This is a genomic window from Streptomyces sp. NPDC001744 (assembly GCF_042892575.1).
Classification (GTDB): domain Bacteria; phylum Actinomycetota; class Actinomycetes; order Streptomycetales; family Streptomycetaceae; genus Streptomyces.
On record NZ_JBIAUG010000010.1, the window covers coordinates 192,122 to 215,253 of the forward strand.

Consider the following 23,132-nt stretch of genomic DNA (forward strand, 5'->3'; position numbering starts at 1 on the left):
GGCCCATGAAAGGTCTGTCAACGGTCGGGTACGTCACTTCTCCGGGTGTCGCCGGACGGGAACAGGTCCCGGCGCTCCTCCAGCTCCTTCACCAGGTCCTGGAGTTCCGAGCGGATCCAGTCGCGCGTCGCGACCTCGCCGAGGCCCATGCGCAGCGCCGCGATCTCCCGCGTCAGGTACTCGGTGTCCGCGATCGACCGCTCGTTCTGCTTGCGGTCCTGTTCGAGGTTGACGCGGTCCCGGTCGTCCTGGCGGTTCTGGGCGAGCAGGATCAGCGGTGCCGCGTACGAAGCCTGGAGGGACAGCGCGAGCGTCAGGAAGATGAACGGGTACTCGTCGAACTTCAGCGGCGCCGGCGCGAAGATGTTCCACAGCACCCAGACCACGATCGTCAGGGTCATCCAGACCAGGAACCGGCCCGTCCCCAGGAACCGCGCGATCCGCTCCGACATGCGCCCGAACGCCTCGGGGTCGTACTGCGGCAGCAGCCTGGCCCGCCGTTCGAGCGGGACGTCGAGCCGGATGCGGGACACGGCCCGGTCGCGCTCCCGTTCCTGCGTGCGTTCAGCGGCCATGTCCCGCCCCCTCCTCCACGTGGAACTCGGTCTCCCGCCAGTCGTCCGGCAGCAGGTGGTCCAGTACGTCGTCGACGGTCACCGCGCCGAGCAGCGAGCCGCTCTCGTCCACGACGGGCGCGGCGACCATGTTGTACGCGGCGAGGTAGCTGGTGACGGCGGGCAGCGGGGTGTCCGGTCCGAGCGGCGGCAGGTCGCTGTCCACGAGCGCGCCGACCAGCGTGAACGGCGGGTCCCGCAGCAGCCGCTGGAAGTGCACCGTGCCCAGGTACTTGCCGGTCGGCGTCTCGTCCGGCGGCCGGCACACGTACACCTGCGCGGCGAGCGCGGGCGACAGGTCCTGCTGGCGGACCCGGGCCAGGGCGTCCGCGACGGTCGCGTCCGGCCGCAGCACGATCGGCTCCGTCGTCATCAGGCCGCCCGCCGTGCGCTCCTCGTACGCCAGGAGACGGCGCACGTCGGCCGCGTCGTCCGGCCGCATCAGGGTGAGCAGCCGCTCCTGGTCCTCCTCGGGCAGCTCCGAGAGCAGGTCGGCCGCGTCGTCCGGGTCCATCGCCTCCAGGACGTCGGCCGCCCGCTCCTCCTTCAGCTTGCCGATGATCTCGATCTGGTCGTCCTCCGGCAGCTCTTCGAGGACGTCGGCGAGCCGGTCGTCGTCGAGGGCCGCGGCCACCTCGGCGCGCCGCTTGGGGGAGAGGTGGTGCAGGGCGTTGGCCAGGTCGGCGGGGCGCAGCCGCTCGAAGGTGGCGAGCAGGTTCTCGGCGCCCTGCCCGTGCTCCTCCAGGGAGAAGCCGCTGACGGCCGACCACTCCACGGTCAGCGTCTCGCCCTTGCGCCGCAGCGCCCCGCCCTTGCCGCGCCGCACGAAGACCTTGTCGATCTCCCAGTCGCGGCGGGCGGGCAGCTGCTGGATGGCGATGTCGAGGACGGTGACCTCCTCGCCCTCCCGGCCGTCGGCCCCCACGAGCCGCACCCGCCGGTCGAGGAGCTCGCCGAGCACGAGCCGTTCGGTGGGGCGCTGCTCGAAGCGGCGCATGTTGACCACGCCGGTGGTGATGACCTGGCCGGACGCGACGCCGGTGATCCGGGTCATCGGGACGAAGACCCGGCGGCGGCTCAGCACCTCCACGACCATCCCGAGCAGACGCGGCGGGCGGGGACCGACCCGGAGCATGGCCACCAGGTCGCTGACCCGGCCGACCTGGTCGCCGACGGGGTCGAAGACGGGGACCCCCGCGAGGTGGGAGACGAAGATCCGGGGGGCGCCTGCCGCCATGCCACGCGCCTCCTCGGTGCCGCACGATTCGAGTCCTCAGAGCGCCCCGCCGGTGATCGCGGGGCCCACCGGTTCAGGCTAGCCCGTGCCGTTCCGGCCCGCTCCGGCAGCGCCCCCGTACGGCTGCCCGTGAGGTCCCCCGTCCGGCCCGGGTACGCTGCGGTCTGCTGTTACCCCGGTACCGGAACCGAAACCCCCGGTACCGGTCGCGCGCCGGACCCGCCCTTCCGCCCGCAGGGGCCCGGTCCCGGCACCCCGTACGGGCCCCGGCCCGTAGCCCGCACGACACGAGAGGCCGCGCAGATGACCGTCCGTACCCCGTCGTCGCGTATCCGCCGGGTCCTCGCGCCCCTGGTGCTCTGCGCCGGACTGGTGGCGGGACTCGGAGCCTGTGCCGCCGACCCCGACCCGGACGAGGGGACCAACGGGGTCGGCATGCTCCCCGCGCCCGAGATCGAGCGCGAGGCGCGGGCGGCGGCGGACACCGCGAAGTCGGTCCGCCTGGCCGGGACCCTGGTCAGCAAGGGCGGCACCTTCACGCTGAACATGCGCCTCAAGCAGGACGGCGCCTCCGGTTCGGTGACGACGAAGAACAGCACCTTCGAGCTGCTGCGGGTCGGCGACGCGCTCTACCTGAAGGCCGACGCGGGCTTCTGGGCCCACGACGGCAAGGGCGGCGAGCCGACGGAGCGGGACGCCGAGGCCGCCGACAAGCTCGGCGGCATGTACGTGAAGGTGCCGCGGGACGACCCCTCGTACAAGCAGCTGCGCGGCTTCACCGACATGGGCTCGCTCCTGGACGGCCTGATCGGCCTGCACGGCGAGAAGGTCAAGGGCGGCCGGGCCCAGATCGGCGGGGTCCGCGCGGTCGAGGTGAAGGGCGGCGCGGACGGCGGGGGCGGCGTCCTCGACGTGGCCCTGCAGGGCTCCCCGTACCCCTTGCGCTTCGCGCGGGGCGGGGGCGGGGGCATGGTGACGCTCTCCGAGTGGGACAAGGAGTTCCCGCTCTCCGAGCCCTCCAAGGAGGAGACCGTGGACTACGGGAAGCAGCTCCCCCGGACCTGAGGCGGGCCGGACGCTCAGCCCCGCCGGCGGCGCTTCAGGAGCAGGCGCGGCAGCGCGGCCGGCACGGGGCGGCGGGTCGTGGCCGGCGTCGGCAGCGGCACGGCGGCCAGGGAGCCGTCCGGAAGCTCCGCGGCGACCTCGCGCGGGTCGAGCCGCAGCACCCGGCACTCGCGCGCCCAGCGGCCCGGCATCGCCTCGCCGTCGGGCGCGTTGAGCCGCTTGCCCTTCAGCTCCGCGACGGCCGCGTCCCACTCCTCCGTGCCGGGGGCGAGTTCGCGCACGGCGGCCGTCCAGGCGACGATCCGGCCGCCCTTGTCCTTGCTGCGGACGGTCACCCCGGCCGTCCCGCCGTCCACCAGGCCCGGCAGCGGTTGCTCGCCGGGACCGTCGCCGACCACGAACGCGGCGCCGTCGTGCCAGACGTGCCACAGCGCGCGGGCGGGCCCGGTGCCGCGCACCCACACCAGGCCGGACTTCTTGGTGGCCTCCTCGACGAGGGCGGGCCCGAGCGACTGATCGGTCATGGCGGCAGCCTATCGAGCCGGTCCGGGACTACAGCCAGCCGTTGCGCTTGAGCGTGCGGTGGATGGTGAGACAGACCACGACGATGCCGGTGAGCACCATCGGGTAGCCGTACCTCCAGTGCAGCTCCGGCATGTGGTCGAAGTTCATCCCGTACACCCCGCAGACCGCCGTGGGGACGGCGACGATCGCCGCCCACGAGGTGATCTTGCGCATGTCCTCGTTCTGCGCGACGGTCGCCTGCGCCAGGTTGGCCTGGAGGATCGAGTTGAGGAGTTCGTCGAAGCCGACGACCTGCTCCTGGACGCGGGCGAGGTGGTCCGCGACGTCCCGGAAGTACTTCTGGATGTCCGGGTCCACGAGCCGCATCGGCCGCTCGCTGAGGAGCTGCAGCGGCCGCGCCAGCGGCGTGACGGCCCGCTTGAACTCCAGGACCTCGCGCTTGAGCTGGTAGATCCGGCCGGTGTCGGTGCCGCGCGTGGAGCCCTTCACGGCCGGCGAGAAGACGTCGATCTCCAGCTGGTCGATGTCCAGCTCGACGGAGTCCGCGACCGCGATGTAGCCGTCCACGACGTGGTCCGCGATGGCGTGCAGCACGGCCGAGGGGCCCTTGGCGAGGAGCTCCGGCTCGTTCTGGAGGCGGTGGCGGAGGTTGCGCAGGGAGCCCTGGCCGCCGTGCCGGACGGTGATGACGAAGTCGGGGCCGGTGAAGCACATCACCTCACCGGTCTCGACCACCTCGCTGGTCGCGGTGAGTTCGGTGTGCTCGACGTAGTGGATCGTCTTGAAGACGGTGAAGAGGGTGTCGTCGTACCGCTCCAGCTTGGGCCGCTGATGGGCGTGGACGGCGTCCTCGACGGCGAGCGGGTGCAGCCCGAACTCGGCCGCGATGCCCGCGAATTCGGCCTCGGTCGGCTCGTGCAGACCGATCCAGGCGAAGCCGCCGCTCTCCCGCACCTGATGCATCGCGCCGCGCGGCGTGAGGCACTCGCCGTCCTCGACCCGGTGCCCGTCGCGGTAGACGGCGCAGTCCACGACGGCGGTGGAGGCCGAGTGGTCGCGGGTGGGGTCGTACGCGGTGTACGTGGTGGGGGTCTTGCGCAGGGGGTGCCGCAGGCTCGGGCGGACGGCGGCGCGCAGGTCACGAATCATCGACATGGGCATGCTCCTTCACGGAGAGGCCGTCGGCGACCGTGGCGCAGCCCGGAATGGGGACGTGGAGCTGTGTCGTCCACAAAGCGGGCGGCACCGGGGGATCGCGGTGACGGCGTTCGCTACAGACAGGCAAAGGCGAAATGCTCTTCCGTCGTGCGAGATGCCGGAGAAGGAGGGTCACGCGGTCCGTGCGGATCGGGAGAACCGGAAGGACCGAAAAAACCGACGGGACCGACGGGAACGCAGACCCGGAATCACCGGAGGAAAGAACGCACCTGGCTCGGGTGCGGGGCGGAAGAGCCGTTGGTACTGCCCGACCGACTTCGGTCCATCGCAGCCCCACCTCCTCCGGCCGGTCCCTCGTGAGGGATGACGTGTGACGAGAGATCGGGCCATCCTGCACGCCCGACCAGCGGCCAAGACTATCAGCCGACAGAGGGTCAATCCCTTGTTTTGCCCGTTCCATACGCGCTTTATGCTCAACTCATGGGAGAAGTTCTTGCTCTGGTCGAGGCCCGGTTGCGGACCGCCCTCGGGGAACCGGACGCGCGCGCCGCGGTGACGTTCCTCGGCACGGACCGGATCGAGGTGCTCCGTTTCATCGACGGCGATCTCGTGCGGTACGCGACCCTCGGGATGTCCGCGCAGCCGATGGCCGACCCGACCTCCGCGCTCGCCGATCCGGTGAAGGGCCCGCGCGCGGAACTCGTCCTCACCGTCCGGGGCGGCCTCGCCGACACCGACAAGGTGCTGCGCCCGCTCGCCGTGCTCGCCGCCACCCCGCAGGTCGAGGGCCTGGTCGTGGCCCCCGGCGCCTCGCTCGACGTGGGCGGCCCGCTCTGGCCGGGCGCCCCCTTCGGCTCGGTCCTCGTGGCGGAGCCGGGCGGCCTGGTGGAGGACCTGGAGCTGGACGCCCCGAGGGACCCGGTGCGGTTCCTGCCGCTGCTGCCGATGACCTCGAACGAGGCGGCGTGGAAGCGGGTGCACGGGGCGCGGGCCCTGGAGGAGCGCTGGCTGGCGCGGGGGACGGACCTGCGCGATCCGCTGCGCAGGTCCGTGGAGCTGGACTGACCCGCGGCCCGGCGCCCCGGACCGCACGGCCGGCGGGACCCTCCGGCCCGGCCCCGGCCGCTCCCCGGGAAGGCTCCGGGGCGGCCGGAAGGGGCGCGCGGGTGGACGGCCCGTGCCGGACGGGTGATCGTTCGGGGCCGTCCTTGACTCGGGGCGGAAGCGGTAGGACCGTTGAGCCCTATGAGGGGCGAACCCAGTTGTCCTAAGTGCGGTGGCAGGGTCAGGGCGCCCGGCCTCTTCGCAGACTCCTGGCAGTGCGACGCGCACGGCTCGGTGCACCCGCTCCAGCCCGTCGTCCCGCCCAGCGTCGAGGCCCTCGGCGTCGTGGCGCACCGCTCCCGGGTGCCGGTGTGGATGCCGTGGCCCCTGCCCGTCGGCTGGCTCTTCACCGGGATCGCGTACGCCGGCGACGACCGCAGCGGCGGACGCGCGACCGCCGTCGCCTGCACGGGACCGGGCCCGCTCGGCGGCATCGGGGAACTGCTCCTGGTCGCCGAGGAGCTGGGCGTCGGCCTCGGCGCCCGGTACGCCGGCATCGAGGGCCCCGACCCCGGCTCCGGACTGGCCATCGACAAGCCGCCCCAGACGAAGGTGCTCGCCGCCGGGCGCCCCACCCCGCTCTGGCACGTCGGCGGCGCCCCGCACGACCGCGCGGTCTTCGCGGGCGAGGCGCGCGGCCTGTGGCTGTGGGCGATCGTCTGGCCGGAGCAGTCGGGCCTCCTCATGTACGACGAACTGGTCCTCACCGACCTGCGGGACGCGGGCGCGGAGGTCGAACTGCTGCCGTGCGGGGCGCTCACGCCGAGGCTCCTGGGGTAGGGCTCCGCTCCCTTCCCGGACGGCGTCCGGGGCCCGTACGGACGCCGTCGCGGGGCGGTTCCGTCCGGGCGCCTCCGTACGGGTGTGTTCGATTCGCCCGTTATGCTGAAGCGTCCCCCGTCCGTCCCGAGCCCCGGAGCACCGCGTCGTGCGCATCGACCTGCACACCCACTCCACGGCCTCCGACGGCACGGACACCCCGGCCGAACTGGTCAGGAACGCGGCCGCGGCCGGGCTCGACGTCGTCGCCCTCACGGACCACGACACCACCCGCGGCCACGCCGAGGCCGTCGCCGCGCTGCCCGCCGGACTGACCCTCGTCACCGGGGCCGAGCTGTCCTGCCGGATGGACGGGACCGGCCTGCACCTGCTCGCGTACCTCTTCGACCCCGAGGAGCCGGCGCTCCTCGCCGAGCGCGAACTCGTCCGGGACGACCGGGTGCCGCGCGCCCGAGCCATGGTGGACAAGCTCCGGGAGCTGGGCGTCCCCGTCACCTGGGAGCAGGTGGCCCGGATCGCCGGCGACGGCTCCGTGGGCCGCCCGCACGTCGCCGAGGCCCTGGTCGAGCTCGGGGTCGTACCGGACGTGTCCGCCGCCTTCACGCCCGACTGGCTCGCCGACGGCGGCCGGGCGCACGTCGGCAAGCACGAGCTGGACCCGGTCGAGGCGATCCGTCTCGTCAAGGCGGCCGGAGGCGTCACCGTCTTCGCCCACCCGCTCGCCGCCAAGCGCGGCCGGGTGCTGCCGGAAGCCTCGATAGCCCGGCTCGCCGAGGCCGGGCTCGACGGCGTCGAGGTCGACCACATGGACCACGACGAGGCGACGCGGGCGCGGCTGCGCGGGCTCGCGAAGGAGCTGGGCCTGCTGACCACCGGCTCCAGCGACTACCACGGCAGCCGCAAGACCTGCCGCCTCGGCGAGTACACCACCGACCCCGAGATCTACGGCGAGATCACCCGCCGGGCGGCGGGGGCCTTCCCGGTCCCCGGCGCCGGGGGACCGGCCGCCTCCTAGGGCGCACTCCGCAAGGCCCCGTCCGCCCTCGGGCGGACGGCGGCGCTTCCCCGGCGCGCTCCGGGCCGGCGGTTCCGGCCGGTCCGGGTCCCGCGGGACCGTCTCCCCCGTGAGCCGGTCCCGGGGGAGGGCGGTCCGCCGCCCCGTTCCGTGCCCGGCCGTGCCGGTGGACCGCCGCCCCGGCCCGTACGGAGGCTCCCGCCCCTTCTCCCGGTCCGTCCCCCGCGCGGTCACGCGCCGCACGGGGACGGCACCGCCCCTGCCCCGGAGCCGGAATCCAGCATTCCGTCCCCGGGGCCACACCCCACCGTTCCACCTCTCCCGCAAGGCACCCCACCGTGTTCGACGTCGCCGTCTTCGGCTCGCTGTTCCTCACCCTCTTCGTGATCATGGACCCTCCCGGGATCACCCCGATCTTCCTCGCCCTCACCTCCGGCCGCCCGGCCAAGGTGCAGCGCCGGATGGCCTGGCAGGCCGTCGCCGTCGCCTTCGGCGTCATCGCCGTCTTCGGCGTCATGGGCCAGCAGATCCTGGCGTACCTGCACGTCTCCGTCCCCGCGCTGATGATCGCGGGCGGGCTGCTCCTGCTGCTCATCGCGCTCGACCTGCTCACCGGGAAGACCGACGAGCCCCAGCAGACCAAGGACGTCAACGTCGCCCTCGTGCCGCTCGGCATGCCCCTGCTCGCCGGGCCCGGCGCGATCGTCTCGGTCATCCTCGCCGTGCAGCACGCCGACGGCGCGGCCGCGCAGCTCTCCGTCTGGACCGCCATCGCCGCCATGCACGTCGTCCTCTGGCTGACCATGCGGTACTCGCTGGTGATCATCCGGATCATCAAGGACGGCGGCGTGGTCCTGGTGACCCGGCTCGCGGGCATGATGCTCTCCGCCATCGCCGTCCAGCAGATCATCAACGGCGTCACCCAGGTGATCCGGGGCTCCTGACCCCGGAGGGGCCCGGTCGCGCACCGGGAGCCCCGGGCCCGGACACCACTGCGCCCCCGTACGGATTCCGTCGTCGCGGAGTTCGTGCGGGGGCGCGGTGCGTGGGGTGGACCGGGCCTGTTACGAGGCCGAGGTCTCGGCGGGGCGGATCCAGATGCGCTGGCCGACAGAGGCGGCCTGCTGCACGATCCGGTTGACGGAGGCGGCGTCCACGACCGTCCGGTCGACGGGCGTGCCGTCGACGTCGTCGAGTCGCAGGATTTCGAAGCGCACGGGCTTCTCCCTTCGTCTGAGTTGATCCTCCTGGTGGAGAACTGCGTTACTGATCTGTACAACGACGTGCACCCTGCAAACATTCCTTACGCTAAGGAAAAATTTCGGATGTCTAACTACCGGTGGGTAGAGGGTGTGGCGACCGCTCCGTCCGCAGCGGACAATGAGCCGCGTATGAACGACGCAGACACCACCCAGGTGACCGAGACCGACGCCCGCCTGCGCGCACTCGACGCACGTCTGGAGCGCACCAACGAGCTCCTCCGACGGATGCTGGCCGAGGTCGCCAAGACCCCCTCCACCCACGCCATCTTCGTCGACGCGGGTTACGTCCATGCTGCGGCCGGGTTGCTGGTGACGGGCACCGAGGACCGGCGCTCCTTCGACCTCGACGCGGAAGGACTCATCGACGCGTTCATCGACAAGGCCCGCACGATCTTCGCGGACAGCAGGCTGCTGCGCGTCTACTGGTACGACGGCGCCCGGCGCCGCATCCACACCCCCGACCAGCAGGCCATCGCCGAACTCCCCGACGTCAAGGTCCGCCTCGGCAACCTCAACGCCAACAACCAGCAGAAGGGCGTCGACTCCCTCATCCGCACGGACCTGGAGTCCCTCGCCCGCCACCGCGCCATCAGCGACGCCGCCCTCGTCGGCGGCGACGAGGACCTGGTCTCCGCCGTCGAGGCCGCCCAGGGCTACGGCGCCCGCGTCCACCTCTGGGGCATCGAGGCCGCCGAGGGCCGCAACCAGGCCGAGGCGCTGCTCTGGGAGGTCGACAGCCAGCGCACCTTCGACCTGGACTTCTGCCGCCCTTACGTCACCCGCCGCCCCGTCACCACGTACGAGAACGAGGGCGAGCCGCCGCCCTCCCGCGAGGAGGTGCGCTTCGTCGGCGCCCGGATCGCGGCGACCTGGATCGCGGAGCGGGGCCGCGACCGGCTCGCCGAACTCCTCCCCGGCGCGCCCTACCTGCCCGGCACGATCGACCAGGACCTCCTGGTCGAGGCGGAGCGGCTGCTCAGCCGCTCCCTGCGGGGCCACCCCCCGCTCCGGCGCGCCCTGCGGGACGGCTTCTGGCAGCACCTCAAGGCGCAGTACTGACCCCGGCGGGCGCGGCCGTCCGCTCCCAGAAGCCGACGAGGCGGTCCGCCAGCTCGCGGGGGTGCGACACGTTGGGGGAGTGGCCCGCGCCCGCGATCACCGTGTGGTGCGCGCCGGTACGGGCCGCCGCCGCCGCGAGGTCCGCCGTCGACCAGACCATCTCGTCCGTCCCGTACGCGAAGTGCAGCGGCGCCGGCAGCGCGACCAGCTCCTCCGTGCCGTCCCGGCGGTCGAGCAGCAGCCGTCCGGCGCCCCTGAGCTGGGCGATCCGGGTCCGCGCCCACCGCCGCCGCAGGAAGTCCGCGACCTCCGGCACGTCGACGGTGTCCGGTTCCTCGCCCCGGCCGTCCAGCCGGCACATCGCCCGCCAGACCCGGTCCTTCGGCAGCAGCGCGAGCGCGGTCCGCAGCGCCCGCACCCGGACCCGCTGCGGCCGGGACACCCGGCCGACGCCCGAGGAGAGCAGGGTGAGGGAGCGGAAGGCGTCCGGCGCGAGCGCCACCGTCGCACGGGCCACCAGGCCGCCGAACGAGTGGCCGAGCAGATGGACGGGCCCGTCGCCCAGGGCGGCGGCCTGCGCCACCGCGTCGAGCGCGAGCGCCCTGCGGCGGTAGGCGGCCCGGCCCCGGGGGCCCGGGGTGTCGTTCTGCCCCCGGCCGTCCACGGCCACGGCCCGGTACCCGGCCTCGCCCAGCGGCTCCAGGAGGGCCAGGAAGTCCTCCTTGCTGCCCGTGTACCCGGGCAGCAGCAGCACCGTCCCGCGCCGCTCGCCGGCCGGCTCCGCGTCGAGCACGGCGAACGGCCCGCGCGCGGTCTCCAGACGGCGGACACGGGTACGGGGAGGCAACACCAGCGACCGGGGCTTGCTCATACAGGGACTGTAACCGCCGGGGCGCGGGACGGTCCGGCCCGGCGGGAGGCGCCTCGCGACCGGGGCGTTCCCGGCCGTGCCGCCGCGCGCCGCCCGGTCGGCGGGACCCCGGACGCCACCGCGGCCCGGCCCCCGGGGGGGGGCCGGGCCGCGGTGGCGGGACGGGACGGGCTCAGCTCTCGGCCGGGGCCGCCGTCTTCTTGGTGGTGCGGCGGCGCGGAGCCGCCTTCGGCGCCTCTTCGGCGACCGGCTCGGCGGCCGCCTTCTTCGTCGTGCGACGACGGGTCGGCGCCTTCGGCTCGGAGGCGTCCGGAGCCTCGGCGGCGACCGTCTTCCTGGTCGTGCGGCGGCGAGGAGCCTTCGGGGCCTCCTCGGCGGCCTCGGCCGTCTCGACGGGTTCGGCCACGGCCTTCTTCGTCGTGCGACGACGCGGGGCCTTGGGGGCTTCCTCGGCGACCTCGGCCGTTCCGGCGGCTTCCGCGACGGGTTCGGCCACGGCCTTCTTCGTCGTACGGCGGCGGGGAGCCTTCGGAGCTTCCTCGGCGACCTCGGCCGTTCCGGCGGCCTCGGCCGTCTCGACGGGTTCGGCCACGGCCTTCTTCGTCGTGCGACGGCGGGGAGCCTTGGGGGCTTCCTCGACGGCCTGGGCCGTCCCGGTGGCCTCGGCGGTCACCGGTGCGTCGGCGGTCCCGGTGGCCGGGGCCCCGGCCACCGGCGAACCGGCGGCCTTCCGGACGGCGCGGCGGCGCGGGGCGGCCTCGGGGGCCTCCTCGACGGCGGCCGGCGGGGTCACGGCGGGGACCACGATGACGGCCGCGGCCCCGGCGGACGCCGGGGAACCGGCGGCCCTCGTGGCCGCGCGCCGACGGCGCGGAGCGGGCGCGGGGGCCTCCTCCACGGCCGGAGCGGCGACCGGCTCGGCGACGGCCTCGGCGGCCGGGGACCCGGCGGTCACCGGCGAACCGGCGGGCCTGCGGGCCGCGCGGCGGCGGCGCGGAGCCGGCACCTCGGCGGAGGTCCCGGCCGGGTCCTCGGTGACGGCCACGACGGGCTCGGCCACCGGAGCGGGGGGCGCGACGGCCGCGACGGTCTCCACGACCGGCTCGGCGGCGGGCTTCCCGGCGGTGCGGCGGCGCGAGGTCCTCTTCGGCTCCTCGCTCCTGCCCGGCTCCCCGGCCTTCGGCTCCGTCACGACGGCCGGGGTCCCGGCCACGGGGTTCGCCCGGAGGGCCGCCGCGGCGGTCTCGGGCGTCTGGAAGGAGACGGCGTCCTCGACCTGACGCGCCACACGGGCGCGACGGCGGCGCGCCGCGAGGGACGGCGTCCGGTCGGCGGGAGCCGCCGGAGCCGCGGGGGTCCGAACGGCCGGAGCGGGCTCCGGGCGGGCGGCGCGGGCACGGCGGCGGGGGGCCTTCGGCTCCTCGCTCCGCCGCTCCTCGGTCCTCGCCGGCTGCTCGGTCCCGCGCTCCTCGACGACCGCCGGGGCCTCGGCGACGGCGACCGGAGCGGTCCGCGTCGCCGGGGCCGCCTGGGCCGTCCGGTCGGCGGAGGCGGGGACGGTCTGCGCGACCGGTGCGGAGCCCTGGACGCCGACGCGGGTGCGACGGCGGCGGCGCGGAGTGCGCGGACCGGACTCGGCGGGGGCCTCGTCGGCGGACGTCTCGACGGCCGGGGCGGACGGCGCCTCGGCGGCCGGGGTACGGGTGGCCGGTGCCGCCGGGGCGTCACCGGACTCGCCGCCACGGGTGCGCCGGCGCTGGCGCGGGGTCCGGGTGCGCTCCGGGCCCTCCTCGGCCTTCTCCGCCGTCTTCGGGCCGCGCCCGCGACGGCCGCCGGGCTCGCCCAGGTCCTCCAGCTCCTCCGCGCCCAGACCCGCGCGGGTCCGCTCGGCGCGGGGCAGGACGCCCTTGGTGCCGGCCGGGATGTCCAGCTCCTCGAAGAGGTGCGGGGAGCTGGAGTACGTCTCGACCGGGTCGTGGAAGTCCAGGCCGAGCGCCTTGTTGATGAGCTGCCAGCGCGGGATGTCGTCCCAGTCGACCAGCGTCACCGCCGTGCCCTTCGCCCCCGCGCGGCCGGTGCGGCCCACGCGGTGGAGGAACGTCTTCTCGTCCTCCGGCGTCTGGTAGTTGATGACATGGGTGACGCCCTCGACGTCGATGCCGCGCGCGGCGACGTCGGTGCAGACGAGCACGTCGACCTTGCCGTTGCGGAAGGCGCGCAGCGCCTGCTCGCGGGCGCCCTGGCCGAGGTCGCCGTGGACGGCGCCGGAGGCGAAGCCGCGGCGCTCCAGCTGCTCGGCGATGTCGGCCGCCGTGCGCTTCGTACGGCAGAAGATCATCGCGAGCCCGCGGCCGTTGGCCTGGAGGATGCGGGAGACCAGCTCCGGCTTGTCCATGTTGTGGGCGCGGTAGACGTGCTGCTTGATGTTGGCGACGGTCACGCCCTCGCCGTCGGGCGAGGTGGCGCGGATGTGCGTCGGCTGCGACATGTAGCGACGGGCCAGGCCGATGACCGCGCCCGGCATGGTGGCCGAGAAGAGCATCGTCTGGCGCTTCGCCGGAAGCATGTTCATGATCTTCTCGACGTCGGGCAGGAAGCCCAGGTCGAGCATCTCGTCGGCCTCGTCCAGGACGAGGACCCTGACGTGGGAGAGGTCGAGCTTGCGCTGGCCGGCCAGGTCGAGCAGGCGGCCGGGGGTGCCGACGACGACGTCGACGCCCTTCTGCAGCGCCTCGACCTGCGGCTCGTACGCCCGGCCGCCGTAGATGGCGAGCACGCGGACGTTGCGCACCTTGCCGGCGGTCAGCAGGTCGTTGGTGACCTGCTGGCACAGCTCGCGGGTGGGGACGACGACGAGCGCCTGCGGGGCGTCGGTGAGCTGCTCGGGCTTCGCCCGGCCGGCCTCGACGTCCAGGGGGACCGTCACGCGCTGCAGGATCGGCAGGCCGAAGCCGAGGGTCTTGCCCGTGCCGGTCTTGGCCTGGCCGATGACGTCGGTGCCGGTGAGGGCGACCGGGAGGGTCATCTCCTGGATGGGGAAGGGGTTCACGATGCCGACGGCCTCAAGGGCCTCGGCCGTCTCGGGAAGGATTCCGAGCTCTCGGAAAGTCGTAGTCAGGGTGCTGCCTCTTCTGTGAGACGCGGTGCGAGGCGAACGAAGGGGGTCGTACCGTGCCGGTACACTGCCGGCCCGGTCGGAAAGACCGCCGCCGGGTGGCACGGGACCACTGCCGTCGCTCGAGCGTCGTACCGCTGAGGGTGACCCTTCCGCGGGGTCCGCCGGAAGGGCTGTCGGGCCGGAGCCGATCGGGCCACCGACCGGGCATCCTCATTCATGCGTCGGCCCACCGGGTACGTCCGAACGTGCGAAAGCATGTCCGCATACTCGGCAGGCGCCTTATCACTGTACCCCGGAATCGCGCATGTGTGTCGGGTGGAAACGGGATGAGGGCGCGGTCACACTGACTGACCAGGACCTTCCACGGGTACGCGGGCGGGCTATTGTGCGCTGCATGGAGACGCCTGACAACGCCACACCCACCGGGATCGCCGCCAAGGACTGGGCGACGGCATCCGCCGAGCCGCAGTACCGCGCCGCCGTCGTCGACCTCCTCGGCGCCCTGGCCTACGGAGAGCTGGCGGCCTTCGAGCGGCTCGCCGAGGACGCCAAGCTGGCGCCCACCCTCGCGGACAAGGCGGAGCTGGCGAAGATGGCCTCGGCCGAGTTCCACCACTTCGAGCAGTTGCGGAACCGGCTCGCGGCCGTCGACGCGGAGCCGACGGAGGCCATGGAGCCCTTCGCGAAGGCGCTCGACGACTTCCACCGCCAGACCGCGCCGTCGGACTGGCTGGAGGGCCTGGTCAAGGCGTACGTGGGCGACTCGATCGCCAGCGACTTCTACCGCGAGGTCGCGGCCCGGCTCGACTCCGACACCCGGGGCCTGGTCCTCTCCGTGCTCGACGACACCGGCCACGGGAACTTCGCCGTGGAGAAGGTCCGCGCCGCGATCGACGCCGACCCGCGCGTCGGCGGCCGGCTCGCGCTCTGGGCGCGCCGCCTGATGGGCGAGGCGCTCTCCCAGGCCCAGCGCGTGGTCGCCGAGCGGGACGCCCTCTCGACCATGCTGGTCGGCGGCGTCGCGGACGGCTTCGACCTCGCGGAGGTCGGGCGCATGTTCTCCCGGATCACCGAGGCGCACACCAAGCGGATGGCCGCGCTGGGCCTCGCCGCCTGATCACGCGCCGTACGGAACCACCCGCCCCGTCTCCCGTACGGAGCCACCCGCCCCGCGCCGCACGGAACCGTCCGCCCCGCGCCGCACGGCCGGACGGCTCCGTACGGAGGGCGGGGCGGCGCCGTTCACACCGCGGCTGATCGGCGCAGGCGCCGCGAGGCCGGGCGGATCAGGAGCGAGAGGACGACCGCCGCCACCGCGGCGGCGCCCACCAGGGTGGCGAGGGAGTGGCCGGGGCCGAGCGCCCCGTGGGTGACGAACGCGCCGAACACCCCGCCCAGGCCGCCGGTGACGAGGACGGGCCCCCGGCCGGGAAGACGGCCGGGCAGCCGGTGCAGGGCGGCCCAGGCCAGAACGAGACCGAGCAGGGCGGAACCGAGGGCTTCCAGATACACGGGGGGATCACCTCGCGAGGGGTGCGGGGCGGACGGTGCGGTCGAGGTCCTTCCTACCCGTGGCCCCCGGCGCACAATCCTTCCGTACCCCCCGACGTGCGCGTACGGACATGCGGCAGGGGCCCGGCGGACCGAGACGGTCCGGCCGGGCCCCTGCCGTGTGTCCGGGGTTTCAGAGCGCGCCGAAACCCACGCGGCGGACGGTGGGCTCACCGAGCTCCACGTACGCGATCCTGTCGGCCGGGATGAGGACCTTGCGGCCCTTCTCGTCCGCGAGGCTGAGCAGCTGCGCCTTGCCGGCCAGCGCGTCGGCAACCGCGCGCTCGACCTCCTCGGCGGACTGCCCGCTCTCCAGAACGATCTCCCGGGGCGCGTGCTGCACGCCGATCTTGACCTCCACGGCTATGTCCCTCCGAACGGTCAGCGTTGCGCGATCTACCCGCGCCGTACGCTGCACACATTAGCCCGGCGAGGGGACGCGTACGGCTCGACGGCCGCACGCCAGGAGCGAACAACCGGGGGCACGGGCCCCTCCGGGATCAGTGCCCCTCGGCGCTGAGCTGCCCGTCGGCCGGGTGCAGCGGGAAGCCCGCGATGCCGCGCCAGGCCAGCGAGGTCAGCAGCTCCACCGCCTTGTCGCGCGGGATGGGGGACTCGCTCGACAGCCAGTAGCGGGCGACGACCTGGGAGACGCCGCCGAGTCCCACGGCGAGCAGCATCGACTCGTCCTCGGACAGGCCGGTGTCCTCGGCGATCACCTCGGAGATCGCCTCGGCGCACTGGAGGCTGACCCGGTCCACGCGCTCGCGCACGGCCGGCTCGTTCGTCAGGTCGGACTCGAAGACCAGGCGGAACGCGCCGCCCTCGTCCTCGACGTAGGCGAAGTACGCGTCCATCGTCGCCGCCACCCGGAGCTTGTTGTCCGTGGTCGACGCCAGGGCCGTGCGCACCGCGAGGAGGAGGGACTCGCAGTGCTGGTCGAGCAGGGCGAGGTAGAGCTCCAGCTTCCCCGGGAAGTGCTGGTAGAGCACCGGCTTGCTGACCCCCGCCCGCTCGGCGATGTCGTCCATCGCGGCGGAGTGGTACCCCTGGGCGACGAAGACCTCCTGGGCCGCGCCGAGGAGCTGGTTCCGCCGGGCACGTCGCGGCAGGCGCGTGCCCCGGGGGCGTGCTGCCTCTGTCTGCTCGATGGCGCTCACGCGGCCTCCCAAATGTCGATCCATGCGCGCGGTGGCGACGCGCCGCCATCGTACTTTCGGGTAACCCGGCTGTGCGCGGTGCGGACGCAGGATTTCACGGAGCGGACGCCCCGGTCGACACGCGGTGCGGGAAACGGAACGGGGGACCGGTGGCGGACGCGGACGTCAGCGGTAGTCGTCCTCGTCCAGGGCGACCACCCGCGCCTGCTCGGCGGCGTCCGCCTCGTTCGCCGATTCGCGCTCGACGTGGGTCAGCGGCTCGTCCTCCTCGGGGCGCAGCTCCGTGTGCTGTTCGGCGGCGTCCGCCTCCGGCGTCTCCTCGTGCAGCACGACGACCTCTTCTTCCTCGGTGAACGTGTCCGGCTCGGTCGGATCGACAGTCATGCGGTTCCTTTCCGCGCGGGGCGAAGGGGGTCCTCTCCGACGGCTTCCCTTCGAGCGTAGGAGCACACGTGCCCCGGCGCACACGCACTTCGTACGCACTTGTGACCGCACCCACACACGGGCGCGCGTGATCGTCTCGTAATATTGCGCCCATGTCCTCGACCGAGCCGCCCGAAACCCGGACCGCCGCCGCACCGTCCGCGCCCCGGTCCCGTGCCGTACGGGTCGCCGAAGGCGAGGAGCTCCGCTCCGTCACGCTGCCCGGCCTCCGCCTCACCGTGCGCTCCCGGCCCGGCGACCGGCCCGGCCTGCCGCCCGCCCTGTACGTCCACGGCCTCGGCGGCTCCTCGCAGAACTGGTCCGCCCTGATGCCGCTGCTCGCGGACGTCGTGGACGGCGAGGCCGTCGACCTGCCCGGCTTCGGCGTCTCCCCGCCGCCCGGCGACGGCGACTACTCGGTCACCGGGCACGCCCGCGCCGTCATCCGCCTCCTCGACTCCGGGGCGCGCGGTCCGGTCCACCTGATCGGCAACTCGCTGGGCGGCGCCGTCGCCACCCGCGTCGCCGCCGTCCGGCCCGACCTGGTCCGCACCCTGACCCTGGTCTCCCCGGCCCTGCCCGAGCTGCGGGCCCAGCGCACCGCCTGGCCCACCGCGCTGCTCGCGCTGCCCGGCGTCCCCTCCTTCTTCGCGAAGCTCACCAGGGACTGGACGGCCGAACAGCGGGTACGCGGTGTCATGGCACTCTGCTACGGCGACCCCGGCCGGGTGACCGACGAGGGCTTCCTGCACGCGGTCGAGGAGATGGAGCGGCGCCTGCGGCTGCCGTACTTCTGGGACGCGATGGCCCGCTCCTCGCGCGGCATCGTCGACGCGTACACCCTCGGCGGGCAGCACGGGCTGTGGCGCCAGGCCGAACGGGTCCTCGCGCCGACGCTGCTCGTCTACGGCAGGCGCGACCGGCTCGTCTCGTACCGCACGGCGCTGAAGGCGGCCGCCGCCTTCGGCGGCTCGCGCCTGCTCACCCTCCCCGACGCGGGGCACGTGGCGATGATGGAGTACCCCGAGACGGTCGCCCAGGCCGTCCGGGAACTGATCGCCGATCACGGCGGGAGCTGATCCGGGGCGTGGGACGACACAGTCGCAAGGGCTCCGCGTCCCCGGTGGCCGACACCGGGCGGCGGGAGACGGACGCACGGCCGGGGACGGAGCCGGAACCGGCCGCCGGGCAGGCCCCCGGGACGGGGCGCCGCCGCAGGCCCGCGACCGGCGACGGCCGGGACCGGACGGGCACGCCGGCGCACGGGACACCGGATGGGGGGAGCGGGGCGCCGGGGACTCCCGCGCACGGTACGCCGGTCCACGGGGGGCCCGGTTCGGCTCCCGGTTCCGGGGGCCCGCGCCACGGCACCCCCGCGCACGGCACCCCCGCCTTCGGCCGCGCCCCCGCGCGCGGCGATTCCGGCCGGGGGACGGCGACCGTGCGGGGCGGGCATCCGCAGCACGACGAGGAGGGCGGCCCGCGTCCCGCGCCGTACGCGGGCCGGCGCGGTGCCGCCCGGCCCCCCGCGCCCGAAGGGACCGACGGCCGGGAGTCGTTCGTCCCCGGGCCCCGTCCCGGGGACGGGGCCGAACCGGACCCCGGGACCGGCTCCGCACCCGGTCCCGGGACCCCGGCGGGCCGGAACGGACTCGGCCGCACCCTCGCGGGCGTCGCCGCCGCCGCCGTCGCCACCGTCCTCGCCGTCGTCGTCGCCGGACAGGTCACCGACCGGGGCGCGGCCCCGTCCGCCGCCCGCGCCGCCGGGGGACCGGCCGAGCGGGCCGCGGACGACGCCTCCGCCTCCCGTTCCGACGACCGCTCCACCCCGGCGCTCCCGACCCCCGCGCAGACCCCGGCGCCGACGTACGAACAGCTGATGACCCGGCAGTTCCCGATCGACCCGAAGCTGAAGGGGAGCGGCGTCTTCGAGGTCGTGCCCGGCTTCCAGAAGGCGCCGGGCAGGGGAAGGCTCATCCGGTACCGGGTCGACGTGGAGAAGGGGCTCGGCCTCGATCCGCGGCTCTTCGCCGACGCCGTGCAGAAGACCCTCAACGACCGGCGGAGCTGGGCCGGCGACGGCGCGATGACGTTCGAGCGGGTCTCCAGCGGCGAGGCGCGGTTCGTGATCACGCTCGCCAGCCCCGGCACCACCGGCGACTGGTGCCGGAAGTCCGGACTCGACACGACCGTCGACAACGTGTCCTGCGACTCCGCCTCCACCGAGCGCGTGATGATCAACGCGTTCCGCTGGGCCCAGGGCGCCGTCACCTTCGGGCCCAAGGCCATGTACGCCTACCGGCAGATGCTCATCAACCACGAGGTGGGGCACCGGCTCGGCCACGGTCACGAACTCTGCCGCACCCCGGGCGCGCTCGCCCCCGTGATGCAGCAGCAGACCAAGTCCCTGGACATCGACGGCATTTCGTGCCGTCCCAACCCCTGGGTGCATCCCGGGAGTTGAGGCCCGGGGCGCCCCGCGGCCGAGGGCGTCCGCCCCGGTCGCCCCGTCGCGGCCCCCTCGCCCGGCCGGGCCCCGCCCGCCCGGCCCCCGCCCGACGCCGCGCCGCTTAGCGCGGCGGAACGCGATCGGGGCGGGAAAGTTACGAGCATTCACCCCTTCCGGTGGCGGGGGGGGGCCCCCCCCCCGGCGCCCCCCCCCGCCCCCGCCCCGGAACCCCCCCCGGGGACCCCCGCCCCCCCCCGGGGGCCCCCCCCCGGGGGGGGGGGGGGCGGCCGCGGGGTCGCCGGCCCCCCCCGCCGCCCCCCCCCGGCGCGGGGCCCCCCCCCCCCCCCCCCCCCCCCCCGCCACCGGCTTCTCCGCTTACGTTCTTCCCGCTGCGAGCCGCCGGACCGACGGGGGCCGCCGTCAAGGGAGATCGGGGGTGCACACGTGCGGATCGCACTGCTCACGGAGGGTGGCCACCCGTACGCCACCGGTGAGGCGGACCTCTGGTGCGAACGGCTCGTGCGCGGGCTCGCACAGCACCGGTTCGACCTCTACGCGACCGGCCTCCCGTCCTCCGTCGGGGCCCTTCCGCCGCTGCCCGCCCACGCCCGCCTCGTCCGGTCGGCGGACCCGGCGGGGAGCGACACGGCCCCCACCGGCAACCGCTTCGAACGGGCCGTGTTCGGCGAACCCCGCGCGGCCCGCCGTGCCTACGGCCGCCGCGACCGCCGCCGCTTCGTCGAGGCGTACGGCCTGCTCGTCACGGGGGTCTGCGCCGAGGACGCGGAGGAGGCCGGGGGGCCCTCGACCACCGGGACTCCCGCGACCACCGGGGAACACCCGGCCGCCGGGGACTCCGCCGCCGCCTTCGCCGAAGGGCTCTACGCGCTCGCCGGACTCGCCCGCGAGCGCGGCGGACTCCCCGGCGCGCTCCGCTCCGACGACGCCGTGCGCACCCTCGAAGCCGCCTGTCGCGCGCCCGGCGCACGCCGGGGCGCGGCCGCCGCCGGCCTCCCCGACCACCTGGCCTTCGCCGGGCACCTGGAGCGCGCCCTGCGCCCCCTCTCCTACGACTGGTACGAGGAGGACGCCCTCGGTGCGGCCGACCTCTGCCACGCCACCGCCGGAGGCACCGCGGCCCTTCCCGGACTGCTGGCCAAACGCTTCTTCGGAACCCCGCTGCTCGTCACCGAGTACGGCGTCCGGCTCCGCTCCCACTACCTCTCGGCCGCCGGCGCCGACCGCTCCGCGCCCCTGCGCACCCTGCTGGCCGCCCTCCACGGACGGCTCACCGGCGAGGTCTACCGGCAGGCCGCCCTGCTCACCCCCGACAACGCCCACACCCGCCGCTGGCAGGAGAGGTGCGGCGCCGACCGGGACCGCATCCGCACCGTCCACCCCGGCATGGCGACCGACCGCTTCGACGCGGTGGGGGAGGACGAGGAGAGCGGCGACCCCGCCACCCTGCTCTGGGTCGGCCGCCCCGATCCCGCCAAGGACCTCGTCGCCCTGCTGCACGCCTTCGCGGAGCTCCGCTCCCGGCAGCCCGACGCCCGGCTGCGCGTCGTCACCGTGCCCGTACGGGACCCGGGCGCCGACGCGTACCTCGCCCACTGCCGGGGGCTCGCCGCGCAGCTCTTCCCCGACGAGGCCACCGGGGCGTACGCCGTCGGGGAGAACCCCGTCGCCTTCGAAGAGCTGGGAAGCCCGGAGGCGCCCACCCTGGAGGACACGTACGCCTCCGGTGCGGTCGTCGTCCTCTCCAGCGTGGTCGAGGGCTTCCCGGCGGGTCTGGTGGAGGCCATGTTCTGCGCGCGGGCCACCGTCTCGACCGACGTCGGCGCGGTCGTGGAGATCGTCGGCGGCACCGGGCTCGTCGTGCCGCCGCGCAACCCCCGGGCGCTCTCCGACGCGTGCCTCGCGCTGCTCCGCGACCCCGGGCGCCGGCACCGGCTCGGCGCCGCCGCCCGCGCCCGCGCGCTCGAACTCTTCACCGTCGAGCAGAACCTCGCCGCGTTCCGCTCCCTCTACCTCGAACTCCTCTCCCACGCGCCGGTGCGCCACCGGCCCGGGGACGGGGCCCTCTTCGCCCACCCCGCCGAGGCCCACGTGCCGGGCAGCTGGGCCCACAAGAACGTGACGGCGGGGACAGGAGCCCCCGATGCCTGAAGGAGGCACCCCCATGCGCGGCCCCGCCGCCCCGACCGGTCCCGGAACCCGGGACGCCCGCTCCGAGGTCCTCCTCGGCACGCCCGCCGTCGACGCCCCGCCGGCCGGGATAGCCCCGGCCCCGGGGGCGGTCACGGCGACGTCCCCGCGGCCCGACACGACCCGGACGCCGACCCGTTCCGGAGGCGGGGACGACAGCGCCCCGGAACCCGCGGCCGGCACCGCGCCGGCGGAGAGCGGCACCGGCACCGCCCCGGCCGGGGTCGGCGCGGAGGGAGCGCGGGACGACCGGAGCGGGCCCGGAACCGCCCGGCGGCCCGGGGAACCCGACGGACCGGGACCGGCCTCCGCCCCCGCCCGCGCCCCGCACGGCCCCACCGCGGAGGCCGCCGCCGTCCCCGGACCCCCGCTCCCGGCCGCGACCGCCCCCGGAGCCGTACCCGTCCCCGCGGTCCCGGGCACGGACGGACCCGCCGCCGGAACGCCGGCCCCGGTCCCGGCGGCCCCCGCCGCCCCCCGCCCCCGCCGGGGCACCGCCGACCCCGTCAGGGTGCTCATGCACCGGCACCGGGAGCTGTGCGAACGGGCCGTCGACCCGCTGGAGATCGCCGCCGGGCTCGAAGCGCGGGGGTTCACCGACCGGACCGCCGCGCGCTACCGGCACCGGGACGTGTTCTCGCTCGCCGAGGAGCTGTACGCGCGCGTGCCGCGCGGCCGGGAGGAGACCGTGCCCCCCGCGCCCCGGCGGGAGGCCGTCGCCCCCTGGGCGCTCGCCGTGCTCGCGCCCGGCGCCGCCGCCGCGCTCACCGGGCTCGGGCTCGGCACCACCCACGGGACCGTACGCCTCGCCGTCGGAGCCGCCGGGGCCCTCGGCCTCGGCGGCGCGCTCCTCCTCGCCGTCCGGCGCGGCCCCCTCGGCGCCCCCGGCGGCCGGACCGTGCCCGCCGCCGGCCTCTGGACCCTCTGGCTCCTGGCGTACGCGGCCGGCGGCGACGGATTCCTGGCCGAGGTGCTCAGCGGCGGCCCCGACGACCTCTGGGAGCTGACCCCCGGGCCCCTCCTCGGCCTCGCCCTCGCGGTGGCCCCGGCCGCCTGGTGCGCCCACCTCTTCACCCTCCGGGTCCGCCGCCGGATCGCCGCCAGCCGGGGCCTCGCCGACTTCGCCGCCTCCGCCCGGAGGCTGCTCCTGGGCACCGTGGCGCTCCACCTCCTGGCCCTCGCCGCCCTGCTGGGCCCCACCGGGTTCAGCCCCGGGGCCTTCGCCCTCGGCGCGCTCCTCCTGCTCGCCCGGCTCCTGACCGCGCACGGCTTCCCCGAGACGGCCACCGCCGCCCTCGCCGCCGCCTGCGCCGCCGAGGCCCTCGCCCCCGCGAGCGTCCTCTCCTCCCGCCTCCCCCTCCCCGGTTTCGACGCGCTCGCCGTCCCGGTGCGCGCCGTCGTCGGCGCCTGGGGCCTCGGGGCCGTACCCACCCTCGTCTGCGGCGCCGCCGCGCTCGGCCTCCTGGCCCACGCGACCGGCGTCCTCACCCGGGCCTCCGCCCACACCGCCCCGTGAATCCCCCGCGCACCCGA

Annotated in this window: 22 protein-coding genes; 11 read left to right on the forward strand and 11 right to left on the reverse strand. The window is 75.3% G+C overall.

The genetic code is table 11. From position 1 onward, the window contains the following. Window positions 1–17: 17 nt before the first annotated feature. Together ACFYZY_RS14925 and ACFYZY_RS14930 are read right to left on the reverse strand one after the other, a co-directional pair. Window positions 18–575 (reverse strand): DUF1003 domain-containing protein, encoded by a 558-nt coding sequence (locus ACFYZY_RS14925; RefSeq protein ID WP_388693529.1) that lies wholly within the window; start codon window positions 573–575, stop codon window positions 18–20. Next, window positions 565–1,851: a magnesium transporter MgtE N-terminal domain-containing protein gene (locus tag ACFYZY_RS14930; RefSeq protein WP_388693531.1), complete on the reverse strand. Its 1,287-nt coding sequence runs from the start codon at window positions 1,849–1,851 to the stop codon at window positions 565–567. Before ACFYZY_RS14930 ends, ACFYZY_RS14925 begins: the two co-directional genes overlap by 11 nt. A gap of 303 nt (window positions 1,852–2,154) precedes the next feature. Here ACFYZY_RS14930 and ACFYZY_RS14935 point away from each other — a divergent pair, with 303 nt between their 5' ends. Beyond that, complete coding sequence (locus ACFYZY_RS14935) at window positions 2,155–2,916, forward strand: hypothetical protein (RefSeq protein WP_388693533.1); 762 nt, start codon at window positions 2,155–2,157, stop codon at window positions 2,914–2,916. Window positions 2,917–2,930: 14 nt separating this feature from the next. On the opposite strand, the gene ACFYZY_RS14940 is transcribed toward ACFYZY_RS14935, so the two are convergent. Continuing rightward, entirely contained in the window at window positions 2,931–3,440 is a 510-nt protein-coding gene (locus tag ACFYZY_RS14940; protein WP_388693534.1) for a hypothetical protein, read from the reverse strand. A gap of 28 nt (window positions 3,441–3,468) precedes the next feature. Next, complete coding sequence (locus ACFYZY_RS14945; RefSeq protein ID WP_388693536.1) at window positions 3,469–4,596, reverse strand: magnesium and cobalt transport protein CorA; 1,128 nt, start codon at window positions 4,594–4,596, stop codon at window positions 3,469–3,471. A gap of 483 nt (window positions 4,597–5,079) precedes the next feature. Between ACFYZY_RS14945 and ACFYZY_RS14950 the strand changes: the two genes are divergently transcribed. The 4 genes from ACFYZY_RS14950 (at window position 5,080) to ACFYZY_RS14965 (ending at window position 8,442) form a co-directional block, all read left to right on the forward strand. Then, window positions 5,080–5,664, forward strand: a complete 585-nt coding sequence (locus tag ACFYZY_RS14950) for a suppressor of fused domain protein (protein ID WP_388693537.1) — start codon at window positions 5,080–5,082, stop codon at window positions 5,662–5,664. 180 nt (window positions 5,665–5,844) lie between these two features. Continuing rightward, a complete protein-coding gene (locus ACFYZY_RS14955) occupies window positions 5,845–6,483 on the forward strand; it encodes a DUF6758 family protein (RefSeq protein ID WP_388693539.1) in 639 nt (212 codons plus the stop codon). A 148-nt stretch (window positions 6,484–6,631) separates the two neighbouring features. Continuing rightward, on the forward strand, window positions 6,632–7,498 hold the full coding sequence (locus ACFYZY_RS14960) for a PHP domain-containing protein (protein WP_388693541.1): 867 nt from the start codon (window positions 6,632–6,634) through the stop codon (window positions 7,496–7,498). 338 nt (window positions 7,499–7,836) lie between these two features. Next, window positions 7,837–8,442, forward strand: coding sequence for a MarC family protein (locus ACFYZY_RS14965; RefSeq protein WP_388693543.1), 606 nt, complete (start codon window positions 7,837–7,839; stop codon window positions 8,440–8,442). Between the two features lie 120 nt (window positions 8,443–8,562). Here ACFYZY_RS14965 and ACFYZY_RS14970 read toward each other — a convergent pair whose 3' ends face one another. Then, a complete protein-coding gene (locus ACFYZY_RS14970) occupies window positions 8,563–8,715 on the reverse strand; it encodes a hypothetical protein (RefSeq protein ID WP_388693545.1) in 153 nt (50 codons plus the stop codon). Window positions 8,716–8,889: 174 nt separating this feature from the next. Here ACFYZY_RS14970 and ACFYZY_RS14975 point away from each other — a divergent pair, with 174 nt between their 5' ends. Further along, window positions 8,890–9,819, forward strand: a complete 930-nt coding sequence (locus ACFYZY_RS14975; protein WP_388693547.1) for an NYN domain-containing protein — start codon at window positions 8,890–8,892, stop codon at window positions 9,817–9,819. Here the strand turns inward: ACFYZY_RS14975 and ACFYZY_RS14980 are convergent. Together ACFYZY_RS14980 and ACFYZY_RS14985 are read right to left on the reverse strand one after the other, a co-directional pair. After that, complete coding sequence (locus ACFYZY_RS14980) at window positions 9,803–10,690, reverse strand: alpha/beta hydrolase (protein WP_388693549.1); 888 nt, start codon at window positions 10,688–10,690, stop codon at window positions 9,803–9,805. The two genes, ACFYZY_RS14975 and ACFYZY_RS14980, sit on opposite strands and share 17 nt — an antisense overlap. Before the next feature lie 172 nt (window positions 10,691–10,862). After that, window positions 10,863–13,715 carry a DEAD/DEAH box helicase gene (locus ACFYZY_RS14985; protein WP_388693613.1) on the reverse strand — a complete coding sequence of 951 codons (2,853 nt, stop codon included), beginning with the start codon at window positions 13,713–13,715 and terminating at the stop codon, window positions 10,863–10,865. Between the two features lie 487 nt (window positions 13,716–14,202). Here ACFYZY_RS14985 and ACFYZY_RS14990 point away from each other — a divergent pair, with 487 nt between their 5' ends. Continuing rightward, complete coding sequence (locus ACFYZY_RS14990; RefSeq protein WP_388693550.1) at window positions 14,203–14,925, forward strand: ferritin-like fold-containing protein; 723 nt, start codon at window positions 14,203–14,205, stop codon at window positions 14,923–14,925. Between the two features lie 125 nt (window positions 14,926–15,050). Here the strand turns inward: ACFYZY_RS14990 and ACFYZY_RS14995 are convergent, their stop codons facing one another. From ACFYZY_RS14995 to ACFYZY_RS15010, 4 genes are all read right to left on the reverse strand, one after another. Beyond that, window positions 15,051–15,320 carry a hypothetical protein gene (locus ACFYZY_RS14995; protein ID WP_388693552.1) on the reverse strand — a complete coding sequence of 90 codons (270 nt, stop codon included), beginning with the start codon at window positions 15,318–15,320 and terminating at the stop codon, window positions 15,051–15,053. 172 nt (window positions 15,321–15,492) lie between these two features. Further along, a complete protein-coding gene (locus tag ACFYZY_RS15000; RefSeq protein WP_388693553.1) occupies window positions 15,493–15,720 on the reverse strand; it encodes a DUF3107 domain-containing protein in 228 nt (75 codons plus the stop codon). A gap of 139 nt (window positions 15,721–15,859) precedes the next feature. After that, window positions 15,860–16,519 carry a TetR/AcrR family transcriptional regulator gene (locus ACFYZY_RS15005; protein ID WP_388693555.1) on the reverse strand — a complete coding sequence of 220 codons (660 nt, stop codon included), beginning with the start codon at window positions 16,517–16,519 and terminating at the stop codon, window positions 15,860–15,862. 165 nt (window positions 16,520–16,684) lie between these two features. Further along, window positions 16,685–16,903 (reverse strand): hypothetical protein, encoded by a 219-nt coding sequence (locus ACFYZY_RS15010; RefSeq protein ID WP_388693557.1) that lies wholly within the window; start codon window positions 16,901–16,903, stop codon window positions 16,685–16,687. 152 nt (window positions 16,904–17,055) lie between these two features. On the opposite strand from ACFYZY_RS15010, the gene ACFYZY_RS15015 reads away from it, so the two are divergent. From ACFYZY_RS15015 to ACFYZY_RS15030, 4 genes are all read left to right on the forward strand, one after another. Beyond that, on the forward strand, window positions 17,056–18,021 hold the full coding sequence (locus ACFYZY_RS15015) for an alpha/beta fold hydrolase (RefSeq protein WP_388693559.1): 966 nt from the start codon (window positions 17,056–17,058) through the stop codon (window positions 18,019–18,021). An 8-nt stretch (window positions 18,022–18,029) separates the two neighbouring features. After that, entirely contained in the window at window positions 18,030–19,406 is a 1,377-nt protein-coding gene (locus ACFYZY_RS15020) for a DUF3152 domain-containing protein (protein ID WP_388693561.1), read from the forward strand. A 429-nt stretch (window positions 19,407–19,835) separates the two neighbouring features. Next, window positions 19,836–21,560, forward strand: coding sequence for a glycosyltransferase (locus ACFYZY_RS15025; protein ID WP_388693563.1), 1,725 nt, complete (start codon window positions 19,836–19,838; stop codon window positions 21,558–21,560). Next, entirely contained in the window at window positions 21,553–23,115 is a 1,563-nt protein-coding gene (locus ACFYZY_RS15030; protein WP_388693565.1) for a hypothetical protein, read from the forward strand. Before ACFYZY_RS15025 ends, ACFYZY_RS15030 begins: the two co-directional genes overlap by 8 nt. The last annotated feature ends 17 nt before the right edge of the window (window positions 23,116–23,132 follow it).